The sequence below is a fragment of the Sinomicrobium halophytocola genome, assembly GCF_052983395.1.
On record NZ_JBRKIT010000034.1, the window covers coordinates 1 to 21,668 of the forward strand.

General features: G+C 45.0%; 17 protein-coding genes. 6 read left to right on the forward strand and 11 right to left on the reverse strand.

Annotated features, from left to right (window positions below; all coding sequences use genetic code 11):
* Nucleotides 1-989: 989 nt before the first annotated feature.
* Nucleotides 990-1,118, reverse strand: a complete 129-nt coding sequence (locus tag ACVBDY_RS13500; protein WP_447175992.1) for a hypothetical protein — start codon at nt 1,116-1,118, stop codon at nt 990-992.
* Nucleotides 1,119-1,390: 272 nt separating this feature from the next.
* Between ACVBDY_RS13500 and ACVBDY_RS13505 the strand changes: the two genes are divergently transcribed.
* The 3 genes from ACVBDY_RS13505 to ACVBDY_RS13515 all read left to right on the forward strand — a co-directional run bounded on the left by ACVBDY_RS13505 (nt 1,391) and on the right by ACVBDY_RS13515 (nt 4,564).
* The gene (locus ACVBDY_RS13505) at nt 1,391-1,828 is read left to right on the forward strand and encodes a hypothetical protein (RefSeq protein ID WP_447175993.1); all 438 of its coding nucleotides are present in this window, start codon (nt 1,391-1,393) and stop codon (nt 1,826-1,828) included.
* Between the two features lie 143 nt (nt 1,829-1,971).
* Entirely contained in the window at nt 1,972-2,394 is a 423-nt protein-coding gene (locus ACVBDY_RS13510; RefSeq protein WP_447175994.1) for a Fur family transcriptional regulator, read from the forward strand.
* Nucleotides 2,395-2,578: 184 nt separating this feature from the next.
* Nucleotides 2,579-4,564, forward strand: a complete 1,986-nt coding sequence (locus ACVBDY_RS13515; protein WP_447175995.1) for a heavy metal translocating P-type ATPase — start codon at nt 2,579-2,581, stop codon at nt 4,562-4,564.
* Here ACVBDY_RS13515 and ACVBDY_RS13520 read toward each other — a convergent pair.
* Entirely contained in the window at nt 4,561-4,902 is a 342-nt protein-coding gene (locus tag ACVBDY_RS13520) for an antibiotic biosynthesis monooxygenase family protein (RefSeq protein WP_447175996.1), read from the reverse strand. The genes ACVBDY_RS13515 and ACVBDY_RS13520 overlap by 4 nt on opposite strands.
* 293 nt (nt 4,903-5,195) lie before the next feature.
* A complete protein-coding gene (locus ACVBDY_RS13525) occupies nt 5,196-6,305 on the reverse strand; it encodes a cytochrome P450 (protein ID WP_447175997.1) in 1,110 nt (369 codons plus the stop codon).
* 116 nt (nt 6,306-6,421) lie between these two features.
* Here ACVBDY_RS13525 and ACVBDY_RS13530 point away from each other — a divergent pair, with 116 nt between their 5' ends.
* Nucleotides 6,422-7,108 carry an ArsR/SmtB family transcription factor gene (locus ACVBDY_RS13530; RefSeq protein WP_447175998.1) on the forward strand — a complete coding sequence of 229 codons (687 nt, stop codon included), beginning with the start codon at nt 6,422-6,424 and terminating at the stop codon, nt 7,106-7,108.
* Nucleotides 7,109-7,135: 27 nt separating this feature from the next.
* Here ACVBDY_RS13530 and ACVBDY_RS13535 read toward each other — a convergent pair whose 3' ends face one another.
* Nucleotides 7,136-9,379 (reverse strand): patatin-like phospholipase family protein, encoded by a 2,244-nt coding sequence (locus tag ACVBDY_RS13535; protein WP_447175999.1) that lies wholly within the window; start codon nt 9,377-9,379, stop codon nt 7,136-7,138.
* Nucleotides 9,380-9,647: 268 nt separating this feature from the next.
* A complete protein-coding gene (gene uvrC / locus ACVBDY_RS13540) occupies nt 9,648-11,435 on the reverse strand; it encodes an excinuclease ABC subunit UvrC (RefSeq protein WP_447176000.1) in 1,788 nt (595 codons plus the stop codon).
* Between the two features lie 145 nt (nt 11,436-11,580).
* Between uvrC and ACVBDY_RS13545 the strand changes: the two genes are divergently transcribed.
* Together ACVBDY_RS13545 and ACVBDY_RS13550 are read left to right on the forward strand one after the other, a co-directional pair.
* Complete coding sequence (locus ACVBDY_RS13545; RefSeq protein ID WP_447176001.1) at nt 11,581-11,769, forward strand: hypothetical protein; 189 nt, start codon at nt 11,581-11,583, stop codon at nt 11,767-11,769.
* A gap of 221 nt (nt 11,770-11,990) precedes the next feature.
* Nucleotides 11,991-12,557, forward strand: coding sequence for a 5-formyltetrahydrofolate cyclo-ligase (locus tag ACVBDY_RS13550; RefSeq protein WP_447176002.1), 567 nt, complete (start codon nt 11,991-11,993; stop codon nt 12,555-12,557).
* Here ACVBDY_RS13550 and ACVBDY_RS13555 read toward each other — a convergent pair.
* The 6 genes from ACVBDY_RS13555 to ACVBDY_RS13580 form a co-directional block, all read right to left on the reverse strand.
* A complete protein-coding gene (locus ACVBDY_RS13555; RefSeq protein WP_447176003.1) occupies nt 12,542-13,186 on the reverse strand; it encodes a lipoprotein signal peptidase in 645 nt (214 codons plus the stop codon). The genes ACVBDY_RS13550 and ACVBDY_RS13555 overlap by 16 nt on opposite strands.
* 231 nt (nt 13,187-13,417) lie before the next feature.
* The gene (locus ACVBDY_RS13560; RefSeq protein WP_123215518.1) at nt 13,418-13,804 is read right to left on the reverse strand and encodes a TraR/DksA family transcriptional regulator; all 387 of its coding nucleotides are present in this window, start codon (nt 13,802-13,804) and stop codon (nt 13,418-13,420) included.
* 4 nt (nt 13,805-13,808) lie between these two features.
* Nucleotides 13,809-17,207, reverse strand: a complete 3,399-nt coding sequence (gene ileS / locus ACVBDY_RS13565; protein ID WP_447176004.1) for an isoleucine--tRNA ligase — start codon at nt 17,205-17,207, stop codon at nt 13,809-13,811.
* A gap of 165 nt (nt 17,208-17,372) precedes the next feature.
* On the reverse strand, nt 17,373-18,158 hold the full coding sequence (locus ACVBDY_RS13570) for a hypothetical protein (RefSeq protein WP_447176005.1): 786 nt from the start codon (nt 18,156-18,158) through the stop codon (nt 17,373-17,375).
* 81 nt (nt 18,159-18,239) lie between these two features.
* Nucleotides 18,240-18,959, reverse strand: a complete 720-nt coding sequence (recO, locus tag ACVBDY_RS13575; protein ID WP_447176006.1) for a DNA repair protein RecO — start codon at nt 18,957-18,959, stop codon at nt 18,240-18,242.
* Nucleotides 18,960-19,337: 378 nt separating this feature from the next.
* A complete protein-coding gene (locus ACVBDY_RS13580) occupies nt 19,338-21,503 on the reverse strand; it encodes a peptidase domain-containing ABC transporter (RefSeq protein ID WP_447176007.1) in 2,166 nt (721 codons plus the stop codon).
* Between the last annotated feature and the right edge of the window lie 165 nt (nt 21,504-21,668).

Genomic DNA, 21,668 nt, shown 5'->3' on the forward strand with positions numbered 1-21,668 from the left:
TACAAAAAGAAAATATCCCATCAAACGATCGTTTGATGGGATATTTAGTATTTTTAATCCTGTTAATCCTGTAACGCTTTTTTAGGACGCTACATCATACAATATTTTTACCTTTAGAAAAACATGACAAATGCCCCCTATCCTACAAAATATTATTAATGCTATAATAAATTCAACTCCGGACAAAAAAGACATCTCCTTCACCACCAAAATTCCGGAAGAATAGTATTTCTGGCCACCTACTACTACTACACACAAACCCGGGATGATATCTGCCACCAAAAGATAGAGGAACCTATACCAAACACACCCCCTCAGCATGTATATCCGCGGAAGGACCAAAACAACATTCAACCCGTTGCTCCCACTTTAAAACCCGAAAAACGGCCATTAAAGCAATCCCTTTGACACCGGAAGTAGTTGGTTTAGCGGCGAACCCATTCCCTTTAGCCGCTAAACAGGTTGCTTTTGATGTCATACCCAACTATTTTGACGGCAAACCGGGTTACGTCAACCGCTAACGGGTTTGCTTCCGATGTCATACCCAACTACTTTGACGGTAAACCGGGTTACGTTGACCGCTAACCGAGTTGCTTCTGATGTCATACACAACTACTTTGACGGTAAACCGGGTTACGTTAACCGCTAACCGGGTTGCTTCTGATGTCATACACAACTGCTTTGACGGTAAACCAGGTTACGTTGACCGCTTAAGGGAATGGGTTTACGGTGCCATGAACCCCTTTAACGGTAAAAGGGAAAGGGAATGAATGCGTAAGCAATTGGGTTAGCGGTTAACCCGGTTGCTTATGACTGCGTACGCAAATACAAAAGCGGCGAACTTAATTAAGTTCGGTGTTAACGCAATCCCTTAAATGGGACTATCCGGACTTGCCGGGGAATAAAAACCCCAGTAGTTTCCGCCACCGGAAATACTTCCGGATGACCCAGGCAAGTACGATAAGAACCATAACCGCTGTAGCCATCAACTACCAGCGTGGGCTGGTAGCACCGGTACGCTGTACGGCCCTGGCTTCGCACTGCCGGGCTTCCCGGGTATGGGAGCTGTCCCCCAGGTTGTATTTTTCCTGTAAGGTATGCCGGTGATGTCTGCTCAACAATGCATCGTAAACAGTTACATTCCTCGTAGATCTTCATCCTTTTCGGTCTTTCTCCCTGAAGCCCGGACCGGGGCTCACAGGCATGATAGCCATCCATATTGACCCTATAAATAATTCCTCGCTACCCGGACAGGTTTTTCAATAAAAAAATGCAAAAAGAGAAAAGCTACCGAACCCCGAATCTACGTTAAAAGACCGCACTTCACGGATATCGAACTATCCACTCTCCCCAAAATTCACTACTTTTGGTAAAACTTAAAAACTAAAACATGGGGATCATTCAAACCTTACATTCGTACTGGGCTTACCTTACCCTGATCATGCTCATTATTGCTGTTATTAACGCTATTGTCGGTTATTTCAGCAGTAAACCTTTTATCATCGGGAAGGACCTTCGTATCAGTCTTTTTGCCCTTATATTTACGCACATTCAATTGCTGCTGGGCATTGTCCTTTACTTTGTTTCCGATCGTTTCTCCCTCTGGTCCGAACTGGGGGCAGGCGGTGTCATGAAAAACGACCTGGCCAGGTTATTGCTCGTGGAACACCCTTTTACCAATATACTCGCCATTATACTGATAACCATAGGCTGGTCCAAACACAAAAAAGTGGAAAACGCCAAGGGAAAATTCGGTAAAATAGCCTTTTTCTATACCATAGGCCTTATTCTCCTGCTGAGCAGAATTCCCTGGTCGCAGTGGATGTAAATAATACGATGCACTAGCGCAGCCGAAGGGTGCCAATGGGATAATTCGATAATGAAATAGTAGTCTTAAAAAGACAATCCTCTCCCCCTCCAGGGGGAGATGCCGCAGGCAGAGGGGGTGTCCCCCGGCAAAAACCAAATACTATGCTAAACACATTGATATCCTGCATAGAAGACAAAGGCGTACGGGCCACCCCGGTGAGGATACTCACCCTGGAACAGTTCTGCAAGGATTCCAATGCCAAAAGCCTTACCGAATTGCAAATACTGCTCGACACCGTAGACAAGGCCACCATATACCGCACCCTGAAAACCTTTGAGAAGCACGGCATCCTCCACGCCATAGACACGAACGGGGATGCCGTAAAATACGCGCTGTGCAGCCCGTTCTGCCTTGCGGAAGAGCACACGCATACCCATCCTCACTTCGTGTGCGAAAAATGCAATGCGACGCACTGCCTGGACAAAACCAAAGTAGCTCTGAACAACTTTCCTTCCGATCATACTTTCGAGAGTATGGCGGTTATCATAAAAGGATTGTGCCCTTCCTGCAAATCTTCCCGGTAAATGCCATATCCGAACTGCTTACTCCAACTCCATTACCTGTACCGGGAGACGGGAAAGCGCATTTCAAATCCGGATCAGCTCATAAACTTTGCAACCGGGTTACATAAAATTACCCTTAATTTTACTCCATAATATCCAATACGTGCCCGGATCAAATATATTTCCGGCACATAAATACAATCTTATGGAGCCACATACTCACAATAACGGGGGTAATCACGATCACAACCACGGCGGTATCTTCGGAAAGAATACCGAATTGGTCTTTTCCCTGATCTGCGGTACCCTCCTGCTTGCCGGTTTTCTTCTTAATAAATTTACAGGTTTGAGCGGGTATGATCTATACCTGTATGTCCCGGCATATTTCTTCGGAGGGTTCTACGCGACTAAAGAAGCCTTTGAAAAAATACGCAAAAGAGAATTCGAAATAGACTTTCTGATGCTCGTAGCAGCCATAGGTGCGGCCATCCTGGACAAATGGGCGGAAGGGGCATTGTTGTTATTCCTTTTCAGTCTCGGTCATTCGCTGGAACACTACGCTATGAACAAGGCCAGGAATTCCATTAAGGCCCTCGGCAACCTCAGCCCTAAAACCGCCCTGGTGAAAAGAAACGGAAAGAACGAGGAAATCCCCGTGGAAGATCTCAACATCGGGGACATCATACTCGTAAAACCCAATAGCAAGATCTCGGCAGACGGTGTCATTATAAAAGGAAAAAGCAGTGTGGACCAGGCCTCTATTACCGGCGAAAGTATCCCGGTTGACAAAATTCCCGCAGAAAACGAGGAAAAACTATCGGATTTCAGCACCGTACCGGACGAGAGCAAAGCTTTTACAGGTACTATAAACGGTAACAGCGCGTTGGAGGTCAGAGTACTCAAACTGTCCAAAGATTCCACTCTTTCCAGGCTTGTAGCCCTGGTCAGCGAGGCCGAAGCCAAACAGTCCCCCACCCAGCAGTTCACCAAAAAATTCGAGAGAATATTTGTTCCGTCTATTATTCTACTGGTTGTAGCACTGTGTTTTGCCTACCTGGTCATAGACGAGCCTTTCTCGGCCAGTTTCTATCGCGCCATGACCGTTTTGGTCGCAGCCAGTCCCTGTGCCCTTGCTATTTCCACACCAAGCGCCGTGTTAAGCGGTGTTGCCCGCGCCGCACAGGCGGGAGTGCTGATCAAAGGAGGAAAAGCCCTGGAGAACCTGGGCAGCCTTTCCGCCATAGCATTCGATAAAACCGGGACCCTGACAAAAGGAGAGCCCAGACTTACCAACGCGATTCCTTTTGACGGAATTTCCGAAGAGGCATTCCTGAACTGTGTCCTTGCGGTAGAACGTCAAAGCGACCATCCGCTTGCCAAGGCCATTACCAAAGATATTTCCGAAATGTTGCAAAAATTCCAGACGAATGAAATCGAAGCAACTGATATCGAAGCACTCCAGGGAAGGGGAATTAAGGCGACTTACGAAGGTGAAACCGTGTATATCGGCAACCCTGCCCTTTTTGAGGAAGATCTGAAAGTACCTGTCCCCGATACTATAAAAAATAAGATCCGGGATTTTCAGCAACGGGGACACACCACAATGCTGGCCCGGAAAGGAGACACTTTTCTCGGGGTGCTGACTTTAATGGATACGCCCAGGGAATCTGCTGAAACTACCTTACAGGCATTGAAAGATTTGGGAATTCGTCGTATGGTTATGCTTACCGGCGACAACCAGAAAGTGGCCGATGCCATTGCAGAACAAACCGGGCTCACGGATGCTTATGGTGACCTGCTGCCCGAAGATAAGGTAGAAGCCATACGGAAACTAAGAGAAAAAGAAACACAGATAGCCATGGTCGGGGACGGTGTCAACGATGCCCCGGCCATGGCAAACAGTACCGTAGGTATTGCGATGGGTGCCGCGGGATCTGACGTAGCCCTGGAAACGGCAGACATAGCGCTTATGGATGACAAGCTCGAAAAACTTCCCTTTGTCATAGGACTCAGCAGAAAATCCAGGCAGATCATACGGCAGAACCTGTTTATCAGCCTGGGAATCGTATTATTCCTGATCCCGTCCGCCATTATCGGCTTTACCGGTATTGGTCCTACGGTGGCCATACATGAAGGTTCTACCCTGATCGTTGTTATCAACGCCCTCCGGTTACTCGCCTACAAGCGTTAATGTACCTTTTTGCTGTCTCCGGGCGCCTGGTCGCGTGAAAACATGCCGTAATCCCGACTTACCTCAGCCACCCGGAGCCTGTAATCCCGGAAAACATAAGCTCTTCCCTTCCTTTGGGCTCCTCTGTGCATTTCTAACGTACGCCACGACTTTACCGACTCCTCGTCTTCCCAGAAGGAAAGGGAAAGTAGTTTTTCCGGCTGTGCCAGGCTCTGAAACCGCTCCACGGAAATAAATCCGGAAGCCTTCTCCAGTTCTTCCCGTAACCCGGCTGCTATATCCAGGTAATCCTGTTTGTTCTCCTCAGATAATTCCACTTCAAAAATTACTGCAATCATTCTGTTCTTTTTTAAGGTTAACAAAACCAAACCCTTATCAAAATTGAAGTTCATAGGTTTTGATAAGCAATCCTCCCCGTCTGGCAGACGGGGAATTTGCGCTTTAGTTATTGGTTATTAAGTTATTGAGTTATTTAGGCAATACCCATAAACTGAATAACTCAGCAACCTAATAACCCGACTGTTCTTTTATGAAAAAACCACAACGGACTGATCTTTAACTAAAATAAAAATCTGACCCTTAATTCGCATTAATAACTTCAACTATTTTTGAGACCAATCAAACAATCCCTCTATTCCGAAAGTTTCAATATCACCCGCTCCGGAATCCTGGCGTGGTACAACGGAGCATAGGTTATATCCGCCGACAATTCCATTGTTTTAAAACGGGAAGTCATATAGTCAAGCATGTCCGTTGCCAGGCTTATGGAAAAGTGATCGGCAGGACAGAAATGAATACCGGAACTAAATGTCAGGTAATCTCCGTTATTTTCCCGGCCGGGATCAAAAGTTTCCGCACGCTCAAATACGGCGCTATCCCGGTTCGCCGATGCCAGCATCAACAAAAGTTCTTCGCCTTCTTGAAGGTGATATCCACCTATTTTCATATCTGCCGACAATATTCTCCTGGTATGATGAAAAACAGGAATATGCCGCAGTGTCTCTATCACCAGTTTCCGGAAATACTCCCTGCTGTCCTTTTCCGGAGTATCCTTCCGGCAGAGGAATTGTATAAGTACATTGTTCAAAAGCCCCCACATGGCATCATAACATTGTATGCAAAGCCCTATCAGGTTAGAAACATATATTTCCGTATCTGCCATTCCCCGACTCATATTCCTCAGGTGTTTTTCAATGGACGGATACAGACTTTGGGAAACCGTATCCAATTGTCCTGTATCTTCATGTGTCATGGCAGTTGTCATGTATTTTTTAATTATTGTGATGTTTGACAGTATAAAATCTATATCCCCTTTCCCGAATCGCAAGCTTTTTAACAATACAGTTATCGGCAATACTTTCGCTACTGTTTCCGTCCAGTCCACACTTTCTTTATGGATCCCGGCCAGCAATCCGTCCATAATTTCCTTTATATCCACAGGCTCCATGAGTTTGACAAGATACATGACCACCTCTTTCCTCTTTTGGTGCTGCGGGAGATTGCTCCTCCTGGCCAGGTTTTCCCGGATAATCCGGGTATAGCTGCTGCACGATCCTTCCGTACCGGAATACGATTGTGGTATTTTTACCCTGCTGTTTTCCAGGACATAAAGACAATTTTTATAACCATATATGGCCCACACTCCGTTTATCTCATCCCGGTATACGGGGTTTTTACTTCGCATCCTTTCATACAACAAAAAAGGGTTTTCCACTTCGGATTGTAAAAAACAGGTGTTCATTTTTTTAGCTTTGGAATTATTACCGGTACAAGATTACATCATTCTGTCCCGGGATATTTCATCGGTAAATGAAATGTAAAATATCCTTCTGTCGTAGCTTTGTATAAAAACAGGAAATGACCTTTGAAGCCCGTTATAAAAAAATAGCTTCTCTGCTGGGAGAACCGGTACGGGCCACGATGCTTTGGCACTTACTGGACGGCAGGACCTATACCGCCGGAGAACTGGCTGTTTGTGCGGATACTACTCCACAGTCGGCCAGCAACCATCTCCAGAAGCTTTTATCCGCAGGACTACTGGCAGTGGAAAAGCAGGGAAGACACCGGTATTACAGGCTCGCCACTCCCGAAGTGGCTTATGTCATAGAATCTATCGCCAACCTGGTTCCCCCTGAAAAGCAAAAAGATCGAAAAGAGCAACCTACCGTCTCGGGGCCCAAATACGCAAGGACCTGTTATGACCATCTTGCAGGAAAGGCAGGGGTAATGATAACGGAAGCTATGGTAACGAACAGGATATTAATTGCCGAAAATGGTACTTTTACCGTTTCCGATACCGGAAAATCGTGGTTTTCCGGATTAGATATCGATGTGGACAGCCTTCGTTTAAAGAAGCGTTCTTTCGCAAGACCGTGCCTGGACTGGAGTGAGCGGAAACATCATCTTGCCGGGGCTTTAGGTGCCGCTCTCCTGGATCGGATGATCTCCTTGCAATGGATACGGAAAAAACAAAATTCCAGGGAAGTTATCATCACCTCCGCAGGACGACAAAAATTATATGAATTACTAAAAATTAACCTGTAATATGCTTTTCAGACAATAAGAATAATATCAGAACCAGAACCCGAGGTTAAAAAACCACAATCCCTTGCCTCTCTCGGGAGACCAGGAATACTTCAGTTCTATAGGCCCCACAAAGGTTTCCAAGCCATAACCTACGGCATACCCTGTATAGGTCGGGGCCTGAAACCAGTCACCCCCTTCAAAAATGTCGTTCCCGGCATTGGCAAAATTAGCTGTAAAATTCAAATGGTTTTTACGCATAAATTCATAATCAAGCGTAGCAGTGCCCTTCACATAACTGTTTCCTCCGAAACTGATAAAATCATATCCCAGGAACGGCTTAAAATTATTGATAAGATCATTCCCGTAACCTCCGAGTACATATTCCAGGGATTCTGCCCCGGTCTCCCCTAAGGTAGAGCCCGCTTCTGCAGAGAGGTTCAAAGCTATATTGCGGTGAAAAACAGGAGTGGCCACCCCCGCTTTAGCTTTTAGCATGGAAAACTCGCTAAACGTATTGTTGTAATTGGAAGACGCAAAGTAAAAGTGATAATCCGCATCAAAATACAATCCCTTCCTGGGAAAATGACGGCTGTCGTATGTATCCAGCTTCATAAAACCGTATAAACTGTAATAATCACTGTCCTCAAAGGTGGCTTTTCTGCTGTCTCCCTGCGATATGGTTTCCGATTCTATTCGTAACCGTTTGTGTTCCAAACCGGCACCTACGGAGAATTCCTCCCGGAAAACGGTCTGCAGGTAGATCTGGTTGGTGAGATCGGACAATTTGGCCCCTATCTGGCTCAGGCCGTCAACAATAGGAGATTGTTGTTCGGAATCTTCCAGGAAATCCACGCTGATATCCGTGGTAAATCTGTTATATGACGATTTTACACCGAAGCTCCAGTAAAAACCCTTATCCAGATAATATTCCAGGTTATACCGGAGATTGTCTCCCAATACAACATCCAGGGACAATACATCATCGTCCAGGAGAAACTGCTTTTTGGTAAGGTTTAACAATACCGCACTTTTGTATAAACCATCGTAATGCAATCCGAAACGCAGGAGCATCGTCCTTTTGTTTTCCTGGAGTCTCATAAGCATATTATACTTATCCTCTTCCTCCTTATCTTTCATAAACCTGTAACGTATACTTTCAAAGTTGTTGGTTGCCGACAAATTTGCCAATCCCTGGTCCAGTTTTAAAAAAGATACTTTCCCCGATGTAGTAAAACGCAGTTTCCCCTTGATATATGCCCTGGAATACTTGTCATTCCCTTCCAGGGTTAAACCGCTTATATCAATACTGTCAACTTCTTTCATGTAATGTTCGGGTCTTGGTCCGGATGTCTGCCGGGCTGCAAGTTCCCGGAGTACTTGCATCTTTTCCCTTGCTGCCGTCTCCCCTTTAGCGATAATAGACTGTCCCCGGTCAAAGGACACTACAGAAAAACCTTTTATCTCCGGTTTTATGTAAACATCCGTTTCCCCGGCCTTCTTCTTCATATCGCTTACGGTACGGTAGTTATTGATCTGCATCAGAATATCGGTCGCTGCACTGAGTTCATCCCTTTCCGCCAATGCATCCTGTACATCAATTCCTATAATTTTCTCCGCACCGAGGGCTTTTACCCCGTTAATAGGGTAATTATTGACCACTCCTCCGTCTATAAGCACATTTCCTTCTATTTCCACCGGATTAAACAGGGAAGGGAACGATCCGCTCGCCAGGATAGCTTCCGGCAGATATCCTTTGTTCAACATTACAGGCTCTCCCGTTTCCACATTGGTTGCAATACAGAAAAACGGAATGGGCAGTTTACTAAAATCTTCGACATCGTTTACGGGATAGAGAAGTTTTACCAACAAGTTGTATATATTCTGGCCCCGCGACAAGGCCCTCGGAAAAGATATTTTAAAATTATCAAAAGGAAGGGTAAGCGCATAACGTTCGGAATTTTCTTTTTCGTAAAAGGTACGGGCAGACCGCGGTACGTTATCCTGTATAAGTTCGTTGAAATCGACTACCTGAAAAATAGAATCGAGCTGTTTTGCCGAATACCCGGATGCATATAAAGCACCTATTATTGCCCCCATACTGGTACCTCCTATATAATCAATACGCACCCCGGCCTCCTCGATGACCTTAAGCGCGCCTATGTGCGCAAGTCCTTTGGCACCTCCACCACTCAAAACCAGTCCCACTTTTACATCTTCCGGGTCACTGTCCTGCGTATAACCGGACAAGGCAGTCATACACAACAGGAAGAGGAGTACATGCTTTTTCATTTTTATATATTTTTAAACCTAAACCCTTTTTTAATGATGAATGATGAACACCAAAAGTAACGGCATCCGTGAATAACGTCATCATTGGCTATTCTGAGATCCGTCACTTCCTTTACCTCATTCCAATATCGAATCCCGAAAGATAAATTACCAACCCCGAAGTTAAAAACCCCTTTTAAAATATTACTTCATCATTCGCCATTCCCCGGTTCTGTTACTTCGATCTTCATCTCATAATATACGCAAAAAACCTCATCACAGATATCCTTCAATGAAAATAATCATAAACCTTCTTTGCCTTCACCTGCCCGATCACTTTTGATATATCGTTCAGTTCTGCCTCTTTTATCCGTTTTACCGAACGGAACTCTTTCAGTAGCTCTTCGGCTGTTTTATGTCCCACGCCTTCAATGTTCGTAAGCTCACTGTCTATTGCGGCATTGCTTCTTTTATTTCTGTGGAATGTAATGCCGAAACGGTGTGCCTCATTCCTGAGATGCTGTATCACTTTCAGGGTTTCCGATTTTTTGTCCAGGTAAAGCGGTACGGAATCTCCCGGGTAATATATTTCTTCGAGCCGCTTGGCAATACCCACTATGGCAATTTTACCCCGGAGTCCCAGAATTTCGAGACTTTTTAATGCGGAAGACAATTGTCCCTTCCCTCCGTCTATAACGATAAGTTGTGGCAGGGATTGTCCTTCTTCCAAAAGTCTTTTATACCTTCGTAACACCACTTCTTCCATAGAAGCAAAATCATCCGGCCCTTCCACGGTCTTGATATTAAAGTGCCGGTAGTCCTTCTTACTGGGCTTGCCGTCCCTGAAAACCACACAGGCCGCAACCGGGTTGGTTCCCTGTATATTGGAATTGTCAAAACACTCAATATGCCTGGGTTCCTGTTTCAGGCGCAGGTCCTGCTTCATCTGTGCCATGATACGGTTTACATGCCTGTCCGGATCGGTGATCTTTACCTGTTTAAAACGCTCCTGCCTGTAAAAGCGGGCATTTCTTTCGGATAGCTCCACCAGTCTTTTTTTATCTCCGAGTTTGGGTATAGTGACTTTAACGTTATCCGAAGTCTTTACGGCAAACGGAACATAAATCTCACCGGACCTCGAATGAAAACGCTGTCGCAACTCCGTAATGGCAAGTTCCAGTAATTCCTTATCGGGCTCCTCCAGTTTCTTTTTCATTTCTATGGTATGCGCCCGGATAATAGAACCGTAAGATAGCTGTAAAAAATTGACATAGCCATAACTATCGTCCGAAACTATGGAAAACACATCCACATTGCTGATTTTCGGGTTCACTATGGTCGATTTGGCCTGGTAATTCTCCAGCACCTCTATTTTCTCCTTGATCCTCTGGGCTTCTTCAAATTGCATCTCATCGGCACAGGCTTTCATCCGGGCCTTAAAGCTTTGGAGGGAATCTTTAAAATTACCTTTGAGTATCTCCCTTATGGCCCTGATCTGTGCATCGTATTCCCCGATGGATTGCAGCCCTTCACAGGGACCTTTACAATTCCCGAGGTGATATTCCAGGCATACCCTGTATTTCCCGGCATTTATTTTATCTGCGGAAAGGTCGTAATTACATGTGCGCAACGGATACAGCCCTTTGATAAGTTCCAACAGGGTCCGGATGGTTTTCATACTGGTATACGGACCAAAATATTCGGAGCCGTCCTTTATAACCCTTCTCGTGGTAAAAATCCGGGGGAAACGTTCCTTTTTGATACAGATCCAGGGGTAAGACTTATCGTCTTTCAGCAAAACATTGTACCTGGGCTGATACTTCTTGATCAGATTGTTTTCCAGCAGCAGGGCATCGGTCTCTGTCGGAACAACAATATGCCTGATATCCTCAATTTTCTTGACAAGTACCCTTGTTTTACCGTATTCGTGATTTTTATGAAAGTAGGAAGAAACCCTTTTTTTCAGGTTTTTGGCCTTTCCTACATACAATATCTTTCCGTCCTTGTCATAAAACTGATACACCCCGGGACTGTCCGGAAGTGTCTGGAGTAGTATTTCTACAGAAGTAGCGCTCATATAGCGAAATTAGTAATTTTATACGTTACTTTTTGCCGATCCGCTCACCGACTTCACCCTGTTTTCTTTCCCGGAAGAAAAGATGGCATGATTTTTAAGGTATATTTGCATATACTAAAAATATTCATACCTAAAATAAAGAATTATGAGAAACTTAAAATTCATATTCGGACTTTTCCTGATGGCTGCATTTATTACTTCCTGTAGTGTACACAGGGTACATACCAATGCTAAAGGAGACATTCCTCCCGGGCAAATGAAAAAGATAACCGGTGAAAAAAGCGCCAAGAAATACGCACCGGGACAACAGAAAAAGCAACAGAACTACCGTTAACCCGTAAATTTCAGTACATGACAAATTTGTTTTATGCAGATTTATCGGTAAATCAGTTTGGCCTGTCCCGATAATCGGGACAGTCGAAATGGACGGGTTAAAACCCTGAAAGCTTTGGGGAGAGGGAAATCCACCCGGATTGAATTTTGTCATGTATTAAACCGCTAAATAACAACCGAAGCTTCGAACCGGGATTGCTTTATAGTACATCAAAAAGTTTCATGGACAAAAAGGAACTAAGAATAAAATACAAAGGCCTGCGTAGGGAAATAACAGATACGGTCGCCGAAGACAAAAGCCTGGGTATAGCCAATAAGATATTATCCTTACCTATATGGAAAGGTACATATTATCACATTTTTCTCCCTATTGAAAAACACCGGGAAATAGACACTTCGTTTATATTGAGCATTCTCCAGGGAAAAGATAAGGAGATCGTATTGGCAAAAAGCAATTTCGAAGACGGCTCCATGCTCCACTACCTGCTTACGGACAATACGGTAATAAGAAAGAATGCTTACGATATTCCCGAACCTGTTGATGGACTGGAAGTGCCCCCCGCAAAAATAGACGTTGTTTTTGTGCCGCTGCTCGCTTTTGATACAAAAGGGCACCGTGTAGGGTATGGCAAAGGGTTTTACGACCGGTTTCTGTTTTTATGCCGGACCGACACGATAAAGATAGGCTTGTCCTTTTTTGAAGCGGAGGAACATATTACGGAAGTCCTGGAAAGCGATGTAAGACTGGATTACTGTGTAACCCCCGAAAACATCTATACATTTTCCTGAGCCGCTTCCTCCTGTTTTTTGGGGAATGCCTGTTTATGGAACATCAAAAGGACCACAACACCGACAAAAATGGCCGAATCCGCAAGGTTAAATACCGGCTCGAAAAAACGAAAGCTCTTTCCGCCCAGGCCGGGCATCCAATTGGGCCAGGTCGTATCTACCATCGGAAAATAAAGCATGTCCACTACCTTACCGTGAAAGAGTTTACCATAAGGTTCGTCTGCGAAAAGGGTCGCCACCTGGTTATGGCTCTCGTCGAAGATCAGTCCGTAAAAAACAGAGTCTACGATATTCCCGAACGCTCCGGCAAAAATAAGGGCTATGGAAATAATTAATATACCGGGACTGTTTTTCTTAACGGCATCGTACAGCCAGTAACCGATACCACATATAGCCAACAAACGAAATATGGTGAGCGCTATCTTTCCAACCTCATCCGAAATAAACGGAATAATATCACTGAGTTTGGTACCCCAGGCCGCTCCTTCATTTTCAATAAATAATATTTTGAACCAGCTGAAAACAGTTACCGATTCTCCCAGGATAAAATGGGTCTTGATATAAATCTTGCTGATCTGATCTATAAGAACGACAAGGAAGATTAGTAAAGCGGCTTTTTTTAAAGACATGATACCTTTTGCAAATATGTCCGCAAAGAGCGGATTTTATATGTCATTTTTCTTTTTCTCCTTCACTCAAAGGCCAAAAATACAAATATTTCCCTTTCGGCAACGGTGTCCTTTGTTTAAAAGAAAACCTGCCGGACACGGAAAATCGGCAGGTCTTTGTATTGCATATTGCTATCGGGATCATCCGGATGCCTGTCAAGACATTACATGCCGTATTCCCCAAAAAATTCTCTAGCTCTTTTGCATGTTTTTGGCTTCGATGCTGAGAGTAGCATGAGGCACGAGTTTCAGACGTTCTTTACTGATAAGTTTACCGGTTACGCGACAAATACCATAGGTCTTGTTCTCTATACGGACCAATGCGTTCCGGAGGTCTCTGATGAACTTCTCCTGCCGGATGGCCAACTGTGTATTGGCCTCTTTACTCATGGTTTCGGACCCCTCTTCAAAAGCTTTGAATGTAGGAGAGGTATCGTCTGTGCCGTTATTACCGTCATTCATATATGCACTTCTTATCAGCTCCAGGTCCTTTTTGGCTTTGTCAATTTTTCCTTCTATCAATATCCGGAACTCTTCCAGTTCTTTATCGGAATATCTTACCTTTACATCTGTACTCATAGCGTTAATGTTTTTGAATAAACAATTTGGTATTCACATCATCAAAAGCAACTTCCGTACCGTTTTCCATATGCTCTTCAAAATCGAGTTCTGCTGTTAGAGTCTCTGTCTTGATATAATCCAGATTACTCGTTACAGCCTGTTCTACAAAACCATCTTTTTGAAGCTTCACATCTATCTTGTCTGTTACGTCAAAGCCGGAATCTTTTCGAAGGTTCTGTATCCTGTTCACCAGTTCTCTTGCTACTCCTTCCCTCCGAAGGTCCTCGGTGATCGTAACATCCAGAGCTACGGTAAGCCCTTCCGACACTGCTACTAACCATCCTTCTATGTCCTGTGAAGAAATCTCCACTTCATCGCTAACTAAAGTAATGCTTTTTCCGTTAATTTCCACCTCAATAAGGCCATTTTGCTCGATTTTTTTAATATCCTCCTGCGTAAAACCCTGTATTTTACTGGAAATCACCTTCATATCCTTGCCAAACCGCGGTCCTAATTTCTTAAAATTAGGTTTCACCTGTTTTACCAGCACTCCGGAAGCATCGTCCAGCAGTTCTATCTCCTTGACATTCACTTCCGATTTTATAAGGTCGGCCACGGCAAGGATCTCTTCCCTGCTTTGCTCGTCCAGTACCGGGATCATTATTTTCTGCAACGGCTGGCGTACCCGGATACTTTCTTTTTTTCGCAGTGACAACACGAGGGAAGATATGGTTTGTGCCTTCTCCATCTTGTGTTCCAGCAATTTGTCGACACATTTCTCGTCATATACCGGAAAATCCGCCAGGTGTACACTTACCTTATTCCCTTTTCCGGTCACTGCCGTGAGGTCCCTGTATAACCTGTCCATATAGAAAGGTGCTATGGGAGCCCCGAGCCTGGCAATTACTTCAAGGCAGGTATATAACGTCTGGTATGCCGAAATCTTATCTTTGCCGTAGTCCCCTTTCCAGAAACGTCTTCTGCTCAGGCGTACGAACCAGTTGCTCAGGTATTCCTGGGTGAAATCGGAAATGGCCCTCGCTGCCCTGGTCGGTTCGTAATCCGCATAAAAACTGTCTACCTTACGGATCAGCGTGTTCAGTTCCGAAAGTATCCAGCGGTCTATTTCCGGACGTTCCTCCAAGGGTATATCGGCTTCTGAATAGGTGAAATTATCTATATTGGCATAGAGTCCGAAGAAAGAATAGGTATTGTACAACGTTCCGAAAAACTTACGTCGCACCTCGGCTATCCCTTCTACATCAAATTTCAGGTTATCCCACGGGTTGGCGTTACTGATCATATACCAGCGGGTAGCATCCGGACCGTATTCTTTCAGGGTAACAAAAGGGTCTGCGGCATTTCCGAGACGTTTGGACATTTTCTGCCCGTTCTTGTCCAGTACCAGTCCGTTGGAAACCACATTCTTATAGGCTACGGAATCGAAAACCATAGTTCCTATGGCGTGCAGGGTATAGAACCATCCCCTGGTCTGGTCCACTCCTTCTGCAATATAATCGGCCGGGAAGGCTTCTCCCTGGTCTATTTTTTCCTTATTTTCAAACGGGTAATGCCACTGGGCGTATGGCATGGAGCCACTGTCAAACCAAACATCGATCAGGTCAGACTCGCGCTTCATCGGTTTTCCGGAAGGCGATACCAGGACAATGCGGTCTACCACATTTTTGTGCAGGTCCACCTTTTCATAGTTCTCCTCGCTCATATCTCCGGCAACAAAGCCGGCAAATATGTCTTTCTCCATTACCCCGGCCGCAACCGCTCTGGTCATTTCGGTTTTCAATTCTTCAACGGAGCCTATGATGATCTCTTCTTTACCGTCTTCCGTACGCCATATGGGCAGTGGTATCCCCCAGAAACGGGAACGGGACAGGTTCCAGTCGTTGGCATTCTGCAGCCAGTTACCAAAACGTCCTTCACCGGTAGCCTTCGGTTTCCAGTTTATGGTAGTATTCAGATCGTACATCCGTTCTTTTACCTCGGTCACCTTTATAAACCAGGAATCGAGCGGATAATACAATACGGGCTTGTCCGTCCTCCAGCAATGCGGATAGCTGTGCACGTATTTTTCCACTTTAAAGGCCTTGTTCTCTTCTTTCAGCTTAATGGCTATCTCCACGTCCACCGATCGCTCCGGCATCTTGTCATCGTCGTAATATTCGTTTTTTACATATTTGCCGCCTACTTCCGGCAATTCCTTACGAAAACGTCCCTGGAGGTCTACCAATGGCACGGGATTGTTATTGTCATCGAGTACCAGCATTGGCGGTACTTCCGGAGAAGCTTCTTTCGCCACCCTGGCATCGTCCGCACCGAAAGTAGGCGCGGTATGTACGATACCCGTACCGTCTTCGGTAGTAACAAAGTCTCCCGGAATTACCCGGAAGGCATTTTCCGGATGCTGATACGGCAACGCATACGGCAACAACTGTTCGTATTTTATACCTACAAGGTCTGTCCCTTTGCATTCGGCCAGTACCTGGTAAGGTATCTTTTTCTTTTCGGGGGTATAGGTATCAAAATCCTCCCCGTTTTCCGCTACATAATATTTGCCTGCAAATATGCTTCCCACCAGGTTCTTTGCAAGAACTACCTGTATGGGTTCAAAAGTGTACTGGTTGAATGTTTTTACCAGCACATATTCGATCTTTGCCCCTACGGTAAGCGCGGTGTTGGACGGCAATGTCCACGGGGTTGTCGTCCAGGCCAGCAAATGGATATCACCATGTCCGCGAAGTATTGCCGGAAGCGCATCCTGTTTTGTTTTGAACTGTGCTACAACCGTAGTATCCGTAACATCCCGGTAACATCCGGGCTGGTTGAGCTCGTGAGAACTCAGCCCTGTTCCCGCCTTGGGAGAATAGGGTTGTATCGTATAGCCTTTGTAGATAAGGCCTTTGTCGTATATCTGTTTGAGCAACCACCATACGCTTTCCATATATTTGGATTTGTAGGTGATGTACGGATTATCCACATCTACCCAGTACCCCATTTTGCGGGTGAGGTCGTTCCAGATACCGGTATATCGCATAACCGCTTGCTTACAGGCCTGGTTATATTCTTCTACCGATATTTTTTTACCGATGTCCTCTTTGGTGATACCGAGTTCCTTTTCCACGCCAAGCTCTACCGGAAGTCCGTGTGTATCCCACCCGGCCTTACGCTTTACCTGGTAGCCTTTCTGAGTCTTGTAACGGCAAAAAATATCCTTGATAGCACGCGCCATCACATGGTGAATTCCCGGCAGCCCGTTGGCCGAGGGCGGTCCTTCGTAAAAAACGAAGGGTTTGCATCCTTCCCGCGATGTTATACTCTTTTCAAAAACACTGTTTTCCTCCCAATAGTTCAGGATTTCTTCTGCCAGTCCGGACAGTTCAAGACCTTTATACTCGGTAAATTTCATTAGTTATGCTCCTTATCTCTTTTAAGATTGCGAAATTAATCATTTTCAACGAATTGTAAAGGAGGTAAGCCGGGAAAATCGGCGGGTTTGTTACAGAGACAAGCCATGACAACTTCCATCGGCCGAAACCCCGGGTATTTAAAGCTGGTTATGAGTTTATTCTCTTCAGTCTTCAAAACCGGGACGATGAAATTCCCGTACATTGGGAAATTCTTTCAGGATACCTTTTTTTATCTTTTCCAGCAGTACCAGTATACGGAGTATTTCGTCTTCGTGTTCTTCAAAACGCGACAAAAGTACCGTCCAGGCAAAGACAGAACGTTCCGTGCCTATCAGCGCCACTTTTGCCGAACCGTTGCCATCGTTCTGCACCGGATCGTCATCTTCATCGGGGAAACTGTTTTCGTATTGCAGGGCACGCATGATCTTTACGTGGATCTGAAAGCTGTACCAGTGAATTACCTCAACGGCTTCGGAAACTTCGAGGAGAGACTCTTTTGCTTTTCCTTCCGTAAGTCCCAGCCTGGCATTTTTGAGAAATTCGTCTTTTACACTTTCCAGTTGTTTTTCATTTTTCCCCAGCCATCTTTCATTTTCTTCCGCATATTTTTTGCTCAGCACAGACAGGTCGTGTTTTATGGTTTTCCTTTCCTTTTTCATTTCTTCTTCTGCAGCATTTCCCTGTTCTACACCGCTCAGGTCAATGCCTTTTTCGCCGGCGATTTCCGTCATCATTTCCACAGCCTGTTTCAGGTTGTCATGGACTCCCTGCCAGAATTTTTCATTTCCGGCATCCTTCTCTCCGTCTGCCAAACCTTTTTCCATGCTGTAAACACGGCACCTGGATGCCAGGTGACAACGTTCGCACCAGCGATCGCAATAATTATATACTCCCGGGATAAAACGTCCGTCATTATCCGCAAACAATTTCATCAATGCTTCTTTATCCATAGTTATATCTTTTCGTAACACCCCGGGGGTCCGGGATCTCCTGTTTATCTTTTACAAACAACCTTTCATGCAAAAACCGTCTCAACGGAACACCTCGTGTAAAATCTGCAAGGACTTCGGCTTGCGGAAGCCCGTAAGATGCAGTTCGTAATAAGTTATAAGGGCATTTAAAATATTCCTTCGAATTTCTTTTGTGAGTTTAATCCGGGACATGTTCTCAAAATCCGTACCTAAAAATTTCCGGAAGTGGGTCAGGGTATCTCCGTCAATAACGACGCTATATCCCGCATGGGAGACAAAAACGCCTTCAAGAAGGTCAAAATAAGGGAGATGTTCTGAGGATGCATCCGGGTAAAAACCGAGATACCTGGTTAGTTTCAGAAGGAATAATATATGAAAGTTCGCTGTTTTTTCCTGTGTATCCAACCAAAGGAGGGCTTCTTCCATGTACCGGTACAACGCGGTATTCTCTTCTTCCTCCTGTATGCAGTTGTTCAGCACTTCGGCCAGGAAAAGCACCACGGTATTCTTGGTCATATCGGAATAAACGGTATGATAATGATGTTCTACCCGGGCATCTTTGATATGCTCCAGGTTGCCTTTACCCTTGTGACCGGCGGTGATCTCTAACTGATTAAGCGGAAAAAAAAGGGCTTTTTTTAATTTCCCCTTACGGGAGGACAGTATGCCACGCAAAAGATAGGACTGCACACCACAGCGTTCGGTAAAACACTTTACGATAAGACTGGTATCGCTATATTTTATAGCCGACAGCACTATGGCTTTGGTGGTAATTACCATACACGCAATGATTATTTCCCGGATTCACTACAAACCTAAGGAAATTTTGCAAGTATCCGGATACCGGAAAACCAGTATATCAGGGCAAGCGCATCATAATTGAGCAATCCCATTTAAGGTTAAAAGCTTAAGGTTTGTTACCGGATACCGGTTTGCCAGTTTGCCGGTTGTTGATGAGTTCGGAGTTGAAAAGGAAACCTTCCCTGCAAAATTCCAGGACTCCCCAACTTAGCACCCAATATCTTCAATCTTTATCAGATTCCTGAGCCCTTCGGCAGGATATCCGCCGGACGGGCAGAATAAAGCCGAAGGCCGGTCACTTTGTTTCCCGGTCATCCATTACTCACCATCTGCCTTCCTGTATATGGTATAGTTACTTTATACCGAAAAATCCGGTATTTGCTGCTGCCATAATTTATAATAATGTCCCTTATTGTGATACAACTCCTTGTGGCTCCCTTCTTCTATAACTTCTCCCTTGTCCAGCACCACAATTTTATCGGCATGCACCACGGTACTCAGCCGGTGGGCAATGACCACAATGGTCTTATTTTTCTCCCGCAGATTGGCAATGGTTTTTAGCACAAAGCTTTCCGAAGTACTGTCCAGTGAAGAGGTGGCTTCATCCAACACCAGTATTTCTGGCTGTTTGTAAAGCGCCCTGGCTATGGCAATACGTTGTTTTTGTCCCCCGGAAAGGGTAGCCCCGTTTTCCCCGAGATAGGTCGCAAACCCGTTGGGCAGGTTCTCTATAAACGGGAGTATCCCTATGCTCTTGCATATTTCCATGATCCTTTCCATATTGGGCTGGAATTCTCCGACAGCAATATTTTCTACCACATTTCCTCCGAAAAGATCTATTTTCTGTGGCACTACTCCTACCAGGTCTCTCAGACTGGAGTTTTCAATGTATTTTAAATCGTATTCCCCTATGATGATCTTCCCTTTCTGGATAGGGTAAATGTTTTGCAGAAGGGAGATCAGGGTTGATTTTCCGGAACCGCTCTCCCCGATTACCGCGGTGATCTTACCTTTGGGTATATCCAGGGAAAAATCTTTAAAGACTTCTACCCGGGTGCCATATCTGAAAAACACATTGCGGAAAGCTATATCTCCCATGTTTTCCCGGGTAAGTTTTATTTTATCCTCCTGTTCTTCGCGTTCCAGGTCCATAATCTCAAACAGGCGGTCTGCTGCGATCCAGGCATTTTGTATTTGCTTGTTTGCCCCTACCAACTGGGCCACCGGACCTGTAAAATAACCGATAATAGCATAAAAAGACAGCAATTCTCCAGGGGTTATCTCGCGGTCAATGACAAAATAAGAACCACTCCACAACAGGATAATGGTAAACAACTGGGAAATAAAGGTAGAGGAAGTACCAGAGAAAACGGTATTTAAAGCCGACTTATAGCCGATATTCAACAGGTTAATAAAACGGGCTTCCGTCTTAATATTTGCAAAAGACTCCAGCCCGAAACGTTTGATGGTCCCCACGGAGTTCAACGATTCTACCAACTGGCTTTCCAGGTCGGCTGCACGTTCCATAACTTTTCTCTCCGCTCTTTTATTGAGCCGGTTGGTCACCACGTAAATACCAATATAGAACGGAATGATAGCCAGCATAATAAGTGCCAGTTTCCAATAGTAAAAAAACATTAATGCGAAAGAAAAGATAAGAATAAGCACATTTACGGTAAGGCTGAGCGCCACCCCGTTGATGAAGGTACGTATCTTAACGGCATCGTTAATACGGGAAATAATCTCTCCTACCCGCATGGTATCAAAAAATTGCTGCGGTAATTTCAGCAGGTGTTTATAATAACCGAGTATGAGCCGGGCGTCTATTTGCTGTCCCGTCTTTATGAGAAAGGTGTCTTTGAATATCCCTACGATTATCTGCAATACCAGCAGTATAAGCATTACAATACTCAAGAGGTTGAGAAGTTTGGTATTACTCCCCGTAAGCACATAATCTGTGATCTTCCCGAGATAAATAGAAGTGGAAAACCCGAGCAGGGTAACAATAAGCGCCCCGAAAAAAGCCTGCAGAAGGACAAATTTATGAGGACGTAACAAAAACCAGAACCGCCTGAGCGAAGAAACCTTTTCATTTCCGGCAGAAAAACTTTCGTCCGGTATCAAAATCACCAGAACTCCTGTCCATTCTTCCTGAAACTCCTTATGGGTTTTCTTGTGCATTTTTCCATCTCCCGGATCCATGACCACCACATGTGTCTTGGTTACTTCGTAAACCACCACATAATGGTGCAATACCTCGCGGACAATAACATGGGCTATTGCGGGTTTGGGAATCTTAAAAAGGCTGTTAATGTCTCCTCGCACTCCCTTGGCCTCAAAGCCCAGTTTCTGGGCGGCTTCAATCAGGCCGAGTACATTGGTCCCTTTCTTATCGGTACTGGCATACTGCCGTATACGGGCAATGGGTATCTGTAAATTATAATGAGCTGATATGGAAGCCAGACAGGTAGCGCCACAATCGGTAATGTCGTGTTGTTTTATTATGGTATTCTTTTTTGCCATAGTAGTAATTCGGGTTTGGGAGCGCAAAGTAACCCTGAAAACTGCAAAAAACATGCAGAGAGTGTTTTTTTAACCCGGGGAAGCAGTTCAGGAGGGATCAGGATTAAGGGAACGCATTGCTGAGAAAGCAGAGATTTTAGCCCGGACGCCCGGGATGCTTTTGGT

Bases quoted from the DNA above. Each gene is read 5' to 3' on its own strand.
- ACVBDY_RS13505 (WP_447175993.1), top strand. From the start codon at position 1,391: ATGGGGATCATTCAAACCTTACATTCGTACTGGGCTTACCTTACCCTG.
- ACVBDY_RS13510 (WP_447175994.1), top strand. From the start codon at position 1,972: ATGCTAAACACATTGATATCCTGCATAGAAGACAAAGGCGTACGGGCC.
- ACVBDY_RS13515 (WP_447175995.1), top strand. From the start codon at position 2,579: ATGGAGCCACATACTCACAATAACGGGGGTAATCACGATCACAACCAC.
- ACVBDY_RS13520 (WP_447175996.1), bottom strand. From the start codon at position 4,902: ATGATTGCAGTAATTTTTGAAGTGGAATTATCTGAGGAGAACAAACAG.
- ACVBDY_RS13525 (WP_447175997.1), bottom strand. From the start codon at position 6,305: ATGAACACCTGTTTTTTACAATCCGAAGTGGAAAACCCTTTTTTGTTG.
- ACVBDY_RS13530 (WP_447175998.1), top strand. From the start codon at position 6,422: ATGACCTTTGAAGCCCGTTATAAAAAAATAGCTTCTCTGCTGGGAGAA.
- ACVBDY_RS13535 (WP_447175999.1), bottom strand. From the start codon at position 9,379: ATGAAAAAGCATGTACTCCTCTTCCTGTTGTGTATGACTGCCTTGTCC.
- uvrC (WP_447176000.1), bottom strand. From the start codon at position 11,435: ATGAGCGCTACTTCTGTAGAAATACTACTCCAGACACTTCCGGACAGT.
- ACVBDY_RS13545 (WP_447176001.1), top strand. From the start codon at position 11,581: ATGAGAAACTTAAAATTCATATTCGGACTTTTCCTGATGGCTGCATTT.
- ACVBDY_RS13550 (WP_447176002.1), top strand. From the start codon at position 11,991: ATGGACAAAAAGGAACTAAGAATAAAATACAAAGGCCTGCGTAGGGAA.
- ACVBDY_RS13555 (WP_447176003.1), bottom strand. From the start codon at position 13,186: ATGTCTTTAAAAAAAGCCGCTTTACTAATCTTCCTTGTCGTTCTTATA.
- ACVBDY_RS13560 (WP_123215518.1), bottom strand. From the start codon at position 13,804: ATGAGTACAGATGTAAAGGTAAGATATTCCGATAAAGAACTGGAAGAG.
- ileS (WP_447176004.1), bottom strand. From the start codon at position 17,207: ATGAAATTTACCGAGTATAAAGGTCTTGAACTGTCCGGACTGGCAGAA.
- ACVBDY_RS13570 (WP_447176005.1), bottom strand. From the start codon at position 18,158: ATGGATAAAGAAGCATTGATGAAATTGTTTGCGGATAATGACGGACGT.
- recO (WP_447176006.1), bottom strand. From the start codon at position 18,959: ATGGTAATTACCACCAAAGCCATAGTGCTGTCGGCTATAAAATATAGC.
- ACVBDY_RS13580 (WP_447176007.1), bottom strand. From the start codon at position 21,503: ATGGCAAAAAAGAATACCATAATAAAACAACACGACATTACCGATTGT.